The sequence below is a fragment of the Pseudoduganella sp. SL102 genome (assembly GCF_027856995.1).
Classification (GTDB): domain Bacteria; phylum Pseudomonadota; class Gammaproteobacteria; order Burkholderiales; family Burkholderiaceae_D; genus Rugamonas; species Rugamonas albidiflava.
The window spans coordinates 3,910,107-3,925,000 of sequence record NZ_CP115554.1 but is presented as its reverse complement, the minus strand read 5'-3'; the positions used below and the strand labels follow the sequence as shown (position 1 = coordinate 3,925,000).

At 66.5% G+C, this 14,894-nt stretch carries 12 protein-coding genes; 8 read left to right on the top strand and 4 right to left on the bottom strand.

Annotation, left to right across the window (positions count from 1 at the left end; all coding sequences use genetic code 11):
* Nucleotide 1: 1 nt before the first annotated feature.
* The 7 genes from OU994_RS16570 (at nt 2) to OU994_RS16540 (ending at nt 7,969) form a co-directional block, all read left to right on the top strand.
* A complete protein-coding gene (locus OU994_RS16570) occupies nt 2-1,849 on the top strand; it encodes an ABC transporter transmembrane domain-containing protein (protein ID WP_281606752.1) in 1,848 nt (615 codons plus the stop codon).
* Nucleotides 1,842-2,957 (top strand): low specificity L-threonine aldolase, encoded by a 1,116-nt coding sequence (locus OU994_RS16565; protein ID WP_281606751.1) that lies wholly within the window; start codon nt 1,842-1,844, stop codon nt 2,955-2,957. Before OU994_RS16570 ends, OU994_RS16565 begins: the two co-directional genes overlap by 8 nt.
* Nucleotides 2,954-4,417: a DEAD/DEAH box helicase gene (locus tag OU994_RS16560; RefSeq protein ID WP_281606750.1), complete on the top strand. Its 1,464-nt coding sequence runs from the start codon at nt 2,954-2,956 to the stop codon at nt 4,415-4,417. The genes OU994_RS16565 and OU994_RS16560 overlap by 4 nt, the downstream gene beginning before the upstream one ends.
* Nucleotides 4,418-4,486: 69 nt before the next feature.
* On the top strand, nt 4,487-5,458 hold the full coding sequence (locus OU994_RS16555) for a thymidylate synthase (RefSeq protein ID WP_281606749.1): 972 nt from the start codon (nt 4,487-4,489) through the stop codon (nt 5,456-5,458).
* Between the two features lie 117 nt (nt 5,459-5,575).
* Nucleotides 5,576-5,953 carry a hypothetical protein gene (locus OU994_RS16550; RefSeq protein WP_281606748.1) on the top strand — a complete coding sequence of 126 codons (378 nt, stop codon included), beginning with the start codon at nt 5,576-5,578 and terminating at the stop codon, nt 5,951-5,953.
* Nucleotides 5,954-6,329: 376 nt separating this feature from the next.
* Nucleotides 6,330-6,911 carry a TetR/AcrR family transcriptional regulator gene (locus OU994_RS16545; RefSeq protein ID WP_281606747.1) on the top strand — a complete coding sequence of 194 codons (582 nt, stop codon included), beginning with the start codon at nt 6,330-6,332 and terminating at the stop codon, nt 6,909-6,911.
* On the top strand, nt 6,908-7,969 hold the full coding sequence (locus tag OU994_RS16540; RefSeq protein WP_281606746.1) for a DUF418 domain-containing protein: 1,062 nt from the start codon (nt 6,908-6,910) through the stop codon (nt 7,967-7,969). Before OU994_RS16545 ends, OU994_RS16540 begins: the two co-directional genes overlap by 4 nt.
* A gap of 11 nt (nt 7,970-7,980) precedes the next feature.
* Here OU994_RS16540 and OU994_RS16535 read toward each other — a convergent pair whose 3' ends face one another.
* The gene (locus tag OU994_RS16535; protein ID WP_281606745.1) at nt 7,981-9,012 is read right to left on the bottom strand and encodes an AraC family transcriptional regulator; all 1,032 of its coding nucleotides are present in this window, start codon (nt 9,010-9,012) and stop codon (nt 7,981-7,983) included.
* Between the two features lie 167 nt (nt 9,013-9,179).
* Between OU994_RS16535 and fabF the strand changes: the two genes are divergently transcribed.
* A complete protein-coding gene (fabF, locus tag OU994_RS16530; protein ID WP_281606744.1) occupies nt 9,180-10,451 on the top strand; it encodes a beta-ketoacyl-ACP synthase II in 1,272 nt (423 codons plus the stop codon).
* Here the strand turns inward: fabF and rrtA are convergent.
* From rrtA to OU994_RS16515, 3 genes are all read right to left on the bottom strand, one after another.
* Complete coding sequence (gene rrtA, locus OU994_RS16525) at nt 10,420-10,998, bottom strand: rhombosortase (protein ID WP_281606743.1); 579 nt, start codon at nt 10,996-10,998, stop codon at nt 10,420-10,422. The genes fabF and rrtA overlap by 32 nt on opposite strands.
* Entirely contained in the window at nt 10,991-11,815 is an 825-nt protein-coding gene (gene rhlP / locus OU994_RS16520; RefSeq protein ID WP_281606742.1) for a rhombotarget lipoprotein, read from the bottom strand. Before rhlP ends, rrtA begins: the two co-directional genes overlap by 8 nt.
* Nucleotides 11,816-11,935: 120 nt before the next feature.
* Nucleotides 11,936-14,806, bottom strand: a complete 2,871-nt coding sequence (locus tag OU994_RS16515; RefSeq protein WP_281606741.1) for a carbohydrate-binding protein — start codon at nt 14,804-14,806, stop codon at nt 11,936-11,938.
* Nucleotides 14,807-14,894: the final 88 nt, after the last annotated feature.

Below are 14,894 nucleotides of genomic sequence, written 5' to 3'. Positions count from 1 at the left end.
AATGAGCAACAGCACCACCAGCAGCGCCCGCGAATCCGTGTCTTCCACTGAAGCCCGCGAACTGAAAAAAGGCAGCCTGGCCGCGTTACGGGGCCTGGCGCCATTCCTGAAACCCTACCGGGCGCGCTTCGCCATGGCCGGCGTGGCGCTGGTCGTCGCGGCCGGCGCCACGCTGGCGATCCCGTACGCGTTCAAGCAGATGATCGACCTGGGCTTCGGCGCCAAGGCCGGCGTGCACAGCGCCGAGCACGTGAATGCCGTGTTCCTCGCGCTGTTCGCCGTGGCCACGGTGCTGGCCCTGGCCACGGCGGCGCGCTTCTACACGGTGTCGTGGCTGGGCGAACGGGTGGTGGCCGATATCCGCAGCGCCGTCTACCGCCACGTGGTGCGGCAGAGTCCCGCATTTTTCGAAACCACCCAGACCGGTGAGGTCCTGTCGCGCATCACGACGGATACCACGCTGATCCAGGCAGTCGTCGGCACCAGCATCTCGATGGCGCTGCGCAACGCGCTGCTGTTCATCGGCGGCCTGGTCATGCTGTTCGTGACCAGCCCGAAACTGACCGGCATCATCATCGCCCTGCTGGTGCTGACCATCCTGCCGATCGTGATGTTCGGCCGGCGCGTGCGCAAGCTGTCGCGCGATTCGCAGGACCGCATCGCCGATGCGTCGGCGGTGGCCGGCGAGATCCTGAACGCGATGCCGACCGTGCAGGCCTTCACCCACGAGGACATCGAGACGCGGCGCTTCGGCGGCGCGGTCGAAGGCGCGTTCGGCACGGCGATGCGCCGCATCCGCGCCCGCGCGCTGCTGACCATGCTGGCCATCGTGCTGGTGTTCGGCACCATCGTGTTCGTGCTATGGCTGGGCGCCCACGCGGTGCTGTCGGGCACCATGTCCGGCGGCGAACTGGGCCAGTTCATCCTGTACGCCTCGATCGTGGCCGGCGCGGTCGGCGCGCTGTCCGAAGTGATGGGCGAGGCGCAGCGCGCGGCCGGCGCCACGGAGCGCCTGCTCGAACTGCTGGCGACCCAGTCCGACATCCGCGAGCCCGCGCAGCCGCTGGCGCTGCCGCCGCGCGCCGCCAACGGCGCGGCCCTGACCCTGGCCGACGTCACCTTCTCCTATCCGTCGCGGCCCGAGTCCGCGGCGCTGGCCCACCTGAACCTGGACATCCGGCCCGGCGAAACGGTGGCCATCGTCGGCCCGTCCGGCGCCGGCAAGACCACGCTGTTCCAGCTGTTCCTGCGCTTCTTCGATCCGCAGCAGGGCACCATCCGCCTCGATGGCGTGGACATCCGCCACCTGGCCCTGCACGACCTGCGCGGCGCGATCGGCATCGTGCCGCAGGATACCGTGATCTTCTCGGCCGACGCGATGGAAAACATCCGCTACGGCCGGGCCGGCGCCACCGACGAGGAAGTGATCCACGCTGCGAAACTGGCGGCCGCCCATGAATTCATCGAGCGGCTGCCGAACGGCTACAAGTCCTTCCTCGGCGAGCGCGGCGTGCGCCTCTCCGGCGGCCAGCGCCAGCGCATCGCCATCGCCCGCGCGCTCCTGAAGAATCCCCCGCTGCTGCTGCTCGACGAAGCGACCAGCGCGCTCGACGCCGAATCCGAACGCCTGGTGCAATCGGCGCTGGAGGCGGCCATGGTCGGCCGCACCACCGTCATCATCGCCCACCGCCTGGCCACCGTGCAGCGTGCCGACCGCATCATCGTGATGGAAGACGGCCGCATCGTCGAAACCGGCACCCACAAGTCGCTGGTGGCGCGGGGCGGCAGCTATGTCAACATTGCGGCGCTGAAATTCCACAACGGCCACGTCGAGCAGCATCATGAATAATCCCGCGAAGCCGGCAGCAACGGAGGCCGACCTGCGCCAGCAGTGCGCCACCGTCCTGCCGGGCCACCGGCAGCAGACGCCGGCGCAGGCCTTCGCGGCGATGGGCGCATGGTGCGAGCGGCACGGCATCGCGCACGACGTGTACGGCGAAGGTGAATTGATCCAGTCGCTGGAGCGCAAGGTGGCCGCGCTGCTGGGCAAGGAAGCCGCCACGTTCTGCATCACGGGCACGATGGCGCAGGCCACCGCCTTGCGGCTGGCCTGCGCCGACCGCGGCAGCCGCCTGGTGGCCCTGCACGCCACCGCGCACATCCTGAAGCACGAGCGCGGCAACCACCAGCTGCTCGATCATTTCCACGCGCTGCAGGTCGGCAGCCCGCACCGGCCATTCACGATGGCCGACCTGGACGCCATTCCCGACCACCTGGGCGCGGTGTCGCTGGAGCTGCCTGCACGCGAGATCGGCGGGATATCGCCGGCCTGGGAAGAGCTGGAAGCGATCAAGGCCTGGTGCCGGGAACGGAACACGCACCTGCGCATGGATGGCGCGCGGCTGTGGGAAGCGTCCGCCGGCTTCGGCCGCAGCCCTGCGGAAGTCGCGGCCGGCTTCGATACCGTCTATGTCTCGCTGTACAAGGGCATCGGCGGGATCGGCGGCGCGCTGCTCGCCGGCAGCGCCGCCTTCGTCGCCCGCGCGCAGGAATGGTACCGCCGCCAGGGCGGCAGCATCATCCACCGCACGCCGTACGTGGTGGCCGCGGCGATGCGGATCGACGAGCGGCTGGCGGCGATGCCGGCGCTGTTCCGCCGCACCCAATGGCTGTTCGAGGCGCTGCCCGCCTATCCGATGCTGCGCATGAATCCGTTGCAGCCGCACGCCAACCTGTTCCACCTGCACCTGCCGGTGGAGCGCGAGCGCGCGCTGGAGATCCGCAACGACATCGCCCGCGAACACGGCATCTGGCTCCACAATGCCGTGCACCACGGGCAGCTCGACGGCACCTGCTACACGGAGTGGTACGTGGGCGATCACCTGCTGGACCTGCCCGACGAGGAAGTCCACTTCGCGCTGGCGCTCTGGAACGCGGCACTGGAGGCGGCACTGTGACGTTCCGTTCCCTGAAGCTGATCGATCCGCTGCTGCGCGCCCTCGATGAACTGGGGTACGACGAGCCGACGCCGGTGCAGAAGCGGGCGATTCCGGCCGTGCTGGCGGGCCGCGACCTGATGGCCGCCGCGCAGACCGGTACCGGCAAGACGGCCGGCTTCGCGCTGCCGCTGCTGCACCGCCTCACGCTGGAAGGCGCGGTGGAACCGCTCGGCGTGCGCTGCCTGGTGCTGGCGCCGACCCGCGAGCTGGCCGAGCAAGTCTTCAACAGCTTCCGCAAGTATGGCGCGCACGTGCCGCTGCGCTACGGCGTGGCCTACGGCGGGGTACCGATCGAACCGCAGGTCGCCAAGCTGAGGAAAGGCCTGGACGTGCTGGTCGCGACGCCGGGCCGGCTGCTCGACCTGCAGCGCCAGGGCGCACTGACCTTGTCCCGGTTGGAAACCCTGGTGCTGGACGAAGCCGACCGCATGCTGGACCTGGGGTTCGCCGCCGACCTGGATGCGGTGTTCGCGGCCCTGCCGGCCGAGCGCCAGACCTTGCTGTTCTCGGCCACCTTCCCCGACGCGATCCGCACGCTGGCCGGCCGCCTGCTGCGCGATCCGCTGTCCGTGCAGGCCAGTCCCGCCAACGCGGCGGCGAAGACGGTGCGCCAGCTCGTCATCACCACCGACAAGAAATCCAAGCCCGACCTGTTCCTGCACCTGCTGCGCGAGCGCGGCTGGGGCCAGGTGCTGGTGTTCGCGAAGACCCGCAAGGGTGTCGACCAGCTGGTCGGCGTGCTGCAGCAGGAAGGGATCCGCGCCGATGCGATCCATGGCGACAAGCCGCAGCCCGCGCGCCTGCGGGCGCTGGCCCGCTTCAAGGCCGGCGACGTGCAGGTGCTGGTGGCCACCGACGTCGCCGCCCGCGGCCTCGACATCCTCGGCTTGCCGCTGGTCGTCAACCACGACCTGCCCACTGTGGCGGAGGACTACGTGCACCGCATCGGCCGTACCGGCCGGGCCGGCGCCTCGGGCGAAGCGATCTCGCTGGTGGCGGCCGATGAAGTCGAGCTGCTGCGCGCCATCGAAACGGTGATCCGGCAAGTGCTGCCGCGCGAGGAAATCGCGGGCTTCGAAGCCGATCACCGCGTGCCATCGACGGGAACGCCGGCCCAGGCGGGCGGGCGCAAGGCTGCCGCGAAGCCGGCATCCGCGCTGGCGAAGAAGCCGGCCTCCAGGCCGGTCTCGAACCCGGCGCCGAAACACGCTCCGGCAACCGCCGTACCCGTCACGCCGCGTCCTGCCGGCGGCTTCGGATCGGCCGCGCCGGAGCGGCCGAAGGCCCCGAAACGCGTGCCGCAAGGCGTCGTCGTCGTGGCGGCCGGCCGGGGCGCGAAGTCGGCGGCCAAGTCAGCCGCGAAGCCACCAGTGCAGCCCCCGAATAGAGGGCCGGAACGTGGCCGCAAAAAACGTTGAGCAAGCGCTGACCGGGCACTGACCTCGCCCTGACCTGATAGAATCGCCCGTTTTCAGCCGGAGAACCGCATGCAGCAGTACCAGCAACTGATCGAGACCGTCCTTGCCCAGGGCACCTGGCAAGACAACCGCACAGGCATCCGCACGCTGTCCGTGCCGGGTGCGATGATGCGCTTCGATCTGGCGCAGGGCTTCCCGGCGGTGACGACCAAGCGGCTGGCCTTCAAGTCCGTCGTCGGCGAACTGTGCGCCTTCCTGCGTGCATCGCGCAGCGCGGCGGACTTCCGCGCGCTGGGCTGCAAGGTGTGGGACCAGAACGCCAACGAGAATGCGCAATGGCTGGCCAATCCCTATCGCGAGGGTGTCGACGACCTGGGTCCGGTCTACGGCGTGCAGTGGCGCCAGTGGCCCGGCTACAAGCTGGTCGACGCCGCCAATACCGCGCAGCGGGAAGACGCGTTCCGCAACGGGTTCAGCGAGGTGGCGCCTCTGGTGGAAAACGGCGTCGAGAAAGTCCTGCTGTACAAGGCGATCGACCAGCTGCGCGAGTGCCTGGACACGATCGTCAACAACCCCGGCAGCCGCCGCATCCTGTTCCACGGCTGGAACCCGGCCGTGCTGGACCAGGTCGCCCTGCCCGCCTGCCACCTGCTGTACCAGTTCATCCCGAACGCGACGACCAAGGAAATCTCGCTGTGCCTGTACGTGCGCAGCAACGACATCGGCCTGGGCACGCCGTTCAACATCGCCGAAGGCGCCGCGCTGCTGCACCTGGTCGGGCGCCTCACCGGCTACACGCCGCGCTGGTTCACCTACTTCATCGGCGATGCGCACATCTACGAGAACCACATGGAGATGGTGCAGGAACAGCTCAAGCGCGAACCGTACGACGCGCCGCGCCTCGTGATCGCCGACCGCGTGCCGGAATTCGCCCGCACCGGCAAATACGAACCCGAGTGGCTGGAAAAGATCGAACCGTCCGACTTCAGCCTGGAAGGCTACCGGCACCATCCGCCGCTCACCGCGCCGATGGCGGTGTGAGAAGCGCGCAAGCTTCACGCGGCGGGTACCGCTTGAACATGGCAGTCGCGGATCTCGCGTATCGTCAGCCATGACCACGTCGAGCGGCCAGCGCAACGTCCGCAAGCCGGCATCGCCATGATCGCCGGCACCCCGTACAGTCCCGGGAAGGCATTTCTCGCGTTTGCCCGCCAGTTCATCGAGCACCTTGCCAGCGGCGAATACGGCCAGGCACTCGGCAAGCTGGATACGACTTCGCAGCGGTGGAGCAAGGACGGTTTGCGGCGTGCATTGCGGGACGCGTGTGGCGATGCGCCGGTTACGTCCCCGCACGGGCTCACGCAGTCGGCCAGCCCCAGCCTCGAAGAGGTGGCCTTCCCGGAGTACCTGCTGAAGCACCCTTTGCCGCTGTCGGGAAAATGGGGACGTGCGCACGCAGTTTTCCGATTCCGGCAAAAGCCCGGCACCAGTTCCTTCCATGTCGACCTGGTGTCGATCGAGCGCAGCAGCCGCTAGGCGGCCTTGAACCGGACACTCGCGGTGCCTTGCGCTTTTGGTCCAGGATCCTGGCGCAAACGTATGGGACGACAAGCACACGCTGCCGGTTACCTGGCGAAAATGCAGGGCTCCCAGTTGCGCTCGCACTGCTGGGCCGCGCCAGGGGTAATTGAGACCTGCGCAAGCATCAGGTCGATATTTTCCTCATGATCAGCTCGACGGCAAGGATCGACGGCCGGCTGCTTCGGTCGTCGCGCGCAAGAATCTCGGTGGTACCTATCGAAAGTGTGCGGCGACGCGCAGAAGCGACTCGTTGTTGTAGAAAGACCTCGAACAACCTTGAGGATACGAAGAAAGGTTGACGGATGAACGAACGTTCGTTCATCATCGACGCATGAAAAACCAGGCTCCAGCCCGACAGGACAAAATTATCGAAGCAGCAATCGCCTGCTTTATTCGCAAGGGATTTCATGCAACCAGCATGCGCGATATAGCCAAACAAGCCAATGTAAGCTTGGGCAATTTATATACCTATTTTCCGGGCAAGCAGCAGTTGATCGCCGAGGTCGCAGAATTGGAGCGACAGGGATTGGCACCGATTCTCCAGAGTCTTGATGAGATTGTTTCACCGAGGATCGAAGATGTCGTGCGCATTCTGACAGAGTATCGGGCCCTGAATCTTCAACCTGAATGGGCGATACTTTCTGCGGAATGTCTTGCGGAACTGACCCGAACTTCGGTACTACGCTCGGCCTTCGCCGAAAATCGGGTTCTCCTGTTAAATACATTTGCTTCCGCCATCGAGCGGGGCGCGGATACTGGCAGCTTGAGGCCAGCTGCCGAGCCGCTCGCCATTGCGCAATTGCTACTTGATGGGGTAGAGGCCGAAGCATTGCGTCACGCAATAGCGGACGAAGAAAGTAGTAGCTCTGCAGTTATTTCCAGCCCACTCCTGCGCTGTTTATTATTGGCATGAATGATCCAATACGGCACCCCAACCGGCTAGCCGGCATCGATGTAGCCCGCTATATTGCCCTCGCCGGCATGGTATTCGTAAATTTTCATTTAGCAATGCATGCTCAAGCAGCCCATCAGGATTGGCTGAATACGCTGTTCAAGGTCCTCGAAGGGAAAGCGTCTGCAACGTTTGTCGTTTTGGCTGGCATTAGCCTGACACTGGCAACGCGTTCAATGGATCCTGCCAGGGCGCGTGTATCGATTGCACGGCGTGCGCTTTTCCTGTTTGTCGCAGGCTGCGGCAACTTATGCATCTTTCCTGCAGATATCCTCCACTATTATGGCGTGTACTTCTTGCTGGCACTGGCTCTCATGCACGCACGTTCACGCATTTTAGTGATATTAATTTTTGTCGTCACGGTGATTTCACTCTGGGCGCAGCTCACATTTGACTACAGCACGGCCTGGAACTGGACAACACTTGAATATAAAGACCTTTGGACATGGTCGGGCTTCCTGCGCAATTTGTTCTTCAATGGATTCCACCCAGTACTTCCATGGTTTGCTTTCCTGATATTCGGCCTGCTTTTGGCGCGCTTGCAGCTCGAGAAAAATCATGTGCAGGTCTTCCTTGCAATAGTTGGCCTCATCATGATGGCAGGCACCAGCAGGATCGCCCCGTTTTTCGAGTCCTACTCCTCCCGATGGCTGTTCACAACAACGCCAATGCCGCCCGGGCCACTGTATTTCCTGATGGGAATTGGCACTGCAAGTTTCCTGATCGGAGGGTGCCTTTGGCTTGCTGCGAGAATGCCTTGTTTGGGGTGGATGGCAAAGGCAGGCAAGATGACACTGACCTTGTACATAGCTCACATTTTGATAGGAATGAGCATATTGGAATACCTTGATCTACTCGACGGATCTGCCGGATTGATGACTACAGTGTGGTGTGCATCGATATTCCTGCTCGTAGCAACTTTCTTTTCAGTCGCGTGGGCAGGTGTCCGGGAGCATGGGCCAATAGAATTATTAATGAGAAAACTCACTGCGCGTTCCAGCAAAGGCAGTGTCGCGTAACAAAAATCGGCTCACTCTCCCTGCCGCGTGCCCTTCCGGTAGTCCGACGGACTGCTGCCGGTCCAGTGCCTGAAGGCGCGGCAAAAACCCGTGGCGTCGGAAAATCCGAGGTCGAAGGCCAGCGCGGCCATGCCCGTATTGGAGCTGGCCAGCCGGTGCACCGCGATATCGCGCCGCAGCCCGTCCTTCACGGCCTGGAAGTGGGTTCCCTCCTCGGCGAACCGGCGGTTCAGCGTGCGGACGGACACATGCAACGCCTGCGCCAGTTCCTGGATCGTCACCGGCCGTGCCAGGTTCTGTTCCAGATACTCGCGCGTCCTGGCCGAGATCGAGGCACGGTGCATTGCCGTAAACGTCCAGTCTTCCGGTGCGCGTTTCAGGAACGCCCACAGCTCATGCTTCTCGCGCTGGAACGCCTCCGTGCAATCCGCGTAGGCAAAGTAGACGCTCGTCTGGTCCGCATCGCAATGCACTTCGCCCGGATACAGGAAGGCGTAGTCCTCCGCATGCCTGGGCCTCGCGAATCCGAATTCCACCCGGTGCAGGCCGATCTCCCGGCCGAGCAGCCAGCTGGCGATGCCATGCGCCAGCTTCATCATCAGCTCGTGCCCCAGCGGTACCACCGGCGTCCCGGCCGTTCGTGGCACGAGCGCCAGCCGCACCAGGTCGTTCCTGGTCGAGATCTGCAGGCGGTAGTCGTCCAGCAGCAGGTTCCAGAAGCGAACGAAACGGTTCATGGCAACCAGCACGGTGGGTGCATCCAGCAAGCTGAGCATCAGGTATTTCAGTGTGCCTGTGCGGATCGGCCGCGACCACAGGCCCAGCATTTCGTCATCGAGCGTCGCCGCGACGGTGCGATACAGCGCCGCGTACTGCTGGCGGGTGAGGCGCGCGTCCGGCTGGTCGAGCAGCGAATGCGGGATGGCGGCGCTGGCCAATACCTGCGCCACCACATCTTGTCCGTGACGGGTGCGGACGAAGTGCAGCATCCCGTGCAGGAAATGCGCGGAAACGGTCAGGGTGCCGGGCGGAGAGTGCTGCATACGGCGATTATGGCGCATTTTGCATATTCTTTGGCGCGATACGGCAACCTTCCCTGCAATGCTTCCCTATACTGGCGCCTGGATTCGATGCCGACTCGCGCATGCGTCAGCCTGTGTGTGGCGTCTTTTATCTATTTTTGCCGATTCATCGGTTGAGAGGAGTGCATGTGAATACGAGACGCATCGTCGTGACGGGCATGGGCCTGGTGTCGCCATTGGGCAGTGGCGTCGAGGCCGTATGGCGCCGGCTCCTCGATGGCCGGTCGGGGCTCGTGACATTGCCCGGCGAGATCACCGAGGGTATCGCTTCCGGCGTGGCCGGCGTGGTGCCGCCCTTGTCGCCGGACTGCCCATGGGGTTTCGACCCGGCGCTCGCCGTGGAAGCGAAGGATCTCAAGAAAATGGACCGCTTCAGCGTGTTCGCGCTGGCCGCCGCCCAGGAAGCGCTGGACCAGGCTGGCTGGCACCCGGAGAGCGACGAGGCCCGTGAACGCACGGCCACCATCGTCGGAGGCTCGGGCGTCGGCGGCTTCGGCGCCATCGTCGATGCCGTGCGCACCACCGATGGCCGCGGACCGCGCCGGCTGTCGCCCTTTACGGTGCCGAGCTTCCTGGCCAACATGGCGGCCGGCCACATCTCCATCCTCCACGGCTTCCGCGGCCCGCTCGGCGCGCCCGTCACCGCCTGCGCCGCCAGCGCCCAGGCCATCGGCGACGCGCTGCGCCTGATCCGTGCCGGCGAAGCCGATGTCGCCGTGTGCGGCGGCGCCGAGGCCTGCATCGACCGCGTCAGCTTCGGCGCCTTCGCCGCCGCCCGCACCATGTCGACCGGCTTCAACGGCGAACCCGCCCGCGCGTCCCGCCCGTTCGATGCCGGGCGCGACGGCTTCGTCATGGGCGAAGGCGCCGGCATGCTCGTCATCGAGGAACTGGAGCACGCGCTGGCGCGCGGCGCCACGCCGATCGCCGAAGTGCTGGGCTATGGCACCAGCGCCGACGCGTACCACATGACCTCCCCACCCGAGGACGGCGCCGGCGGGCGGCGTGCGATGGAGCGGGCCAACCGCCAGGCAAACCTGGCCCCCGCGCAGATCGGGCACCTGAATGCGCACGCCACGTCCACACCGGTCGGTGATACCAGCGAGCTGGCCGCCATCCGGGCCATCTTCGGCACGGGCAAGGGGCCGGCCGTATCGGCCACCAAGTCGGCGACGGGCCACCTGCTGGGCGCGGCGGGCGGCGTGGAAGCCATCTTCACCGTACTGGCACTGCGCGACCAGCTGGCACCGCCCACGCTGAACCTGGAACAGCCCGATCCGGCGGCGCAGGGCATCGACATCGTCAGCGGCGCGCCCCGCGCGCTGTCGACCGACTACGCCATCTCGAACGGCTTCGGTTTCGGCGGCGTCAACGCCAGCCTGGTGTTCGGCAGGATATAAACGCCGCGGCGCACGCGCCGGCCAGCAATCCCAGCCAGTGTGCCTGCCACGCCACCGCCACCCCGGCCGGCAGGCCGGCCACCGTCGCAGCCGGCGCGCTTGCTTCCCAGACGATTTTCGCCACCAGCACCGCCGCCGCGCAGGCAACCGGCCAGCGCAGTGCCGGCCGATCGGGCCATGCCAGCACGCCAGCCAGCGCCGCGACCAGCATCGCCAGCCCGGAAACCCCGCGGTACTCGATCAACGCCGGCGCGAACGCCAGCAAGCCAATGGAAATCCACGCGGCGCCGGTTGCCAGGATGATGGCGAAGCGGCGCGCGCCGAGCATCGACTCCGCCAGCAGCCCCGCCGCCAGCAGCGCCAGCGCATCCGCGGCCGCATGGGACAGCGAGTAATGCACGAGATGACCGGTCCACAGCCGCCACGCCTCCCCGTGCAGGATCGCGGCGCGCTCCCAGGCAAGGGCGGCAGCCACCTGGTCGCCCAGGCCATGCGCCGCCACGCACAATGCAGCCAGCACCGGCGTCACGCGCACGCGTTCAGCCACGGTGCCGCACCGCCCAAGCCGCCACGCCGGCCACCACCAGCGCCACCGGCCAACCAGTACCGCCCGCGCCGCGCGAGCCGGGCTTGTGCTCGACCTGGATGCCCGGATCGGCTTTCACGCGCTCCTTGAAGCTGGCCAGCCCGGCCCGCAGGTTCGGGATCAGCTGGTCGACGGCCTGCGCATAGCCATCGGTCTGCGCCCCACGGATCTTCTCGCTGTAGCCCATCATCGTCGACGATCCCTTCACCTGGCTGGTCCCGGGCGCGCGGAACAGCAGCTTCCGGCTGCGCACGTCGAACACGGCGGCGTCCACCATCGTCTGCACGTCGTACCGGTCGCCCTTGATCACGTAGGCCCCCACCACGGTCCAGTACAGCACGGCCAGGCGGCTGGTATCGTTGAAGCGCACCTGGTCGTAGGACACCAGCGCGATCACGTCGACATCGAACATGCGCGCCACCTGGTCGAGGTTGTCGAAGCCGCCCCGCGCACGCAGGTAGGTGCCCGGGATCACCTCGATGCCGCTGATGGCATCGTGCTGCGCAAACGCGCCTTTGACGCGATCGAGCAGCTGGCGCTGCGCCGTTTCGTTCAACCCGCCGTTACGGCCGCCGCCCGGCACGAAGGCGATGCCGACGCGCAGCGGCAGGCGGAGGCGCGTCACGGTGGGTTCCAGCTTCGGCGCCTCTTTGGCATCCGGGTACAGGTAGTCGACGATGCTGCCCGCCTGGCGGATGCCGCGCTCGCCCGCCATCGAGCCGCAGCCGGCCAGGGCCAGCACGGCAAGCGCGCACCAGACGATTCTGTTGAGGTTCATGTCTTCCCTTCCGTGCTGGGCCGAAGGCCGGCCGGTCGGGAATTGTCACATCGGCTTGCGGAAGAACAAATGGGCAAGCGATACAGCCGCGCAAGGCGCGACCGGCGGTATCGGAATGCGCTACCGCCCTGTCGCGCCACCACCCGCGGCGGCCGGCGCGGCGCCGAAACTCACCCGGTCGAGGTTCATCAGGCTGTCCTGCGAGCTGCCGTGGAAGCGCAGGAAGACATTGTGCACGCCCGTCACGCGCTTCACCGGCGTGGAGACCGTGGTCCAGGCCTTGCCGTCGGCGCCGGCCGGCACCACTAGCGAGCCGATCGCATAGCCGGCCACGTCGTCCAGCACGATCTCGATGCCGGCGCCGGGCACCGCGCCCATCACCGTCGCCGTGAAGCTGGTCGCACCGCCCGCGCCGAAGTCCACCCGCGAGAACTGCAGCCAGTCGAAGTTGTTGATCGACGACACATAGGAGCGCCCGGTCGTATCGACTTCCACGGAGGTTCCCGCCGACTTGCCGGCTTTCGACGCCTGCACCGGCTTGTAGGGATCGATCCTGGCGAGGCTCTTCGAGTCGACCGGCGCCGGCCGGGTGGACTTCGCCGGCGGCGGTGGCGGCGCCGCGCCCGGCGAGCCGGAGACGGTGACCTTCAAGCCGGATGTGTCGACCGTGCCATGCCAGTCGACCGCCAGTTCCTTCGCATATCCGCTGCCGGTGCGCCTGACCGGCAGCTTGCGGCCATTCACGGTCACCGACACATCGTCGCCAAAGTCGTCGGCAAGGTGCAGCGTGCGTACCTCCACCGGCGCATCGGGCTTGAACAGCAGTTCCTTGTCCTGGCCATGCGGGCCGCTCGTGGTAACGCTGACGGTGCCGTAGCCGTCCGGCGACGCGTACAGCGCCTCCGTCATCCGCCCATTCATCTCCGGCAGCACGATCGGCTTGAGCCACAGCGCCTTGCTGCGGGCATCGCGGTGGTAGCCGACGATGTCGTAGTAGTTGCGCCACAGGGCCGGCAGGCTGATGTACTGCTTCTTGCTGCGGATTTCCGTCGCCACCGGCACCGGCGTCTTCACCAGCGGCAGGATGTTCAGCGGGTGATTGAACACATGGTTGCGGTCCAGGTACTGGCGCTGGTACGCGTCTTTCTGCAGCGCTGCCCACTCGCCGGCCCGCCTTGAATTGAGCAGAAGGCCGCCGTAATGGGTGACGATGTACGGCGTCCATTCGTCATAAGTGCCGTCCGCGTAGCCCAGGCCCCGGTAGTACGGCTGGTAGTAGTCGTTCAGCCTGGCGAGCACGAAGTCGTGGTCCGCGGCCGGCCAGATCTCGCCCAGCTTCATGGTCAGCGCCAGCCACTGGCCGCCGAAGTATCCTTCGCTGTGCTTGCCCAGCCGGAAGCCCGCCTCGTTCAGGTAGCGCGCGCGGAACGATGCCACCACCGTGTCGTAGGCCGTCTGGTAGCGCGCCGCCAGCGCGGCCTCGCCCTGCTCCGTGGCCAGCCGCGTCATCAGCTTGTAGGCGACGGCCGACAGGCTGGCGTTGAACGGATTCGGATCGCCGCCGGCGTCATACGAATTCTCGGAGTGGTCGAAGGTGTACGGGTACTGCTTGCTGCCATACAGCTCGACCTGGTCGAGGATGCGCTGCGCCGCGCGCTTCACGTTCGGCCAGATCGCCTCGAACTGCGCGCGGTCGCCCGTCGCTTCATAGGTCTCGTAGGCGGAAACGATGAAACCCGCGTTCAGGTCCACCCACCTGGCGATATCGCGGTAGTCGGCATGCTCGGTATCGTCCCAGTCCACCATCACGGAGCGCAGCGCGCGGTCGGCACCCACGTCCATCTTGTTGGTGTCATGGTGGATCTGGCCATTCTTCATCTGCGTGCGCGCCCAGTACTTCAGCTCCTCCCAGGCGAAGAACGGCAGCAGCTGGCCCATGATCTGGCGCGCGTGCCACATCTGGTCCATCGTGCCGAAGCAGGTCCACTGGCCTTCGGCGAACGCCACGCGGCCATCCTTCTTGTACATCGAATTGGTGGACAGGTTGACCAGCGTGTTCAGCGTCTGGTTCTTCAGCCAGTCCGGCAGGTTCGAGGCGCGCATCCGGTCCACCAGCTCCGCGGCGTTCGCCCGCAGCGCGCCGAAGTGCGCCAGGCCGGCATCGGCGACGGTGGAGGAATCGCGGTGCTGCCCGAGGTACCACGACCGTTCGGGATCGGAATCCTCGTACCACGCCAGCACGAAGCGGACGCGCCGGGTTTCTCCCGCCGCCAGCGGCACCTTGACCGCAGTGCCGGTCACGCCGCCGGCGCCCTCGTCGCTGGCCAGTCCGCGCGCCAGGAAGCCCGCCTCGCCACCGGCGCTGATGACGGCCGGCTTGCCTTCGGCCGCGGCGTAGACGGACCAGGCCCTGGAACGGAAACCCTTGCCGGGCACGGCATGAACGGCGGCATCCCCGACGTCGAGCCGCAGCGCCAGCGCGGCTTCCGCCGCCGTCGCCCCTTCGTTGACCAGCGTGAATTCATAGAAGGCGTAGGGAAGGCTCATGCGGCCCGGATCGCGCCGGTCGAACGGCGCGAATGCCGTCATCCGGACGGCGATGCCGGCCGTCGACCCGAAATTCACCCGGTGCAGCGGCCAGATCGCATCGTCGTCCGGCGTGCCGTCCGCCTGCCTGGCCTTCAGCGTGCCCACGGTGGCCACCTTGCCGGCGCGCTGCGTGAACAGCGCGAACCCGGCATGCTTCAGGCGCTCGAAATCGTAGGCATCGGCCGGTGGACGCAGCATCGCCGCGAACGTGCCGGTGTTCGCATCGAACTTGACTGCGCCGGCGCCGAAGCCGCCCAGCGGCGCGCCGGTGGTGCCGTTCACGGCGTATGCGGGGACCTCCGCGCCGGAGCGGCTTTCCTGTGCGGACAGTGGGTGCGAAACGAGCGGGAACGCGACAAGGAAGAGAACGGGGATGATGGCAGCGGCACGCAATGGCTTCATGGCGATCCTGGAGACGGGAGCGCGCCGGCATGGCGCACCGCCTGGATTCTCCCGCCATCGCGGCGCAGCGGCAATTACGAAAATCGCC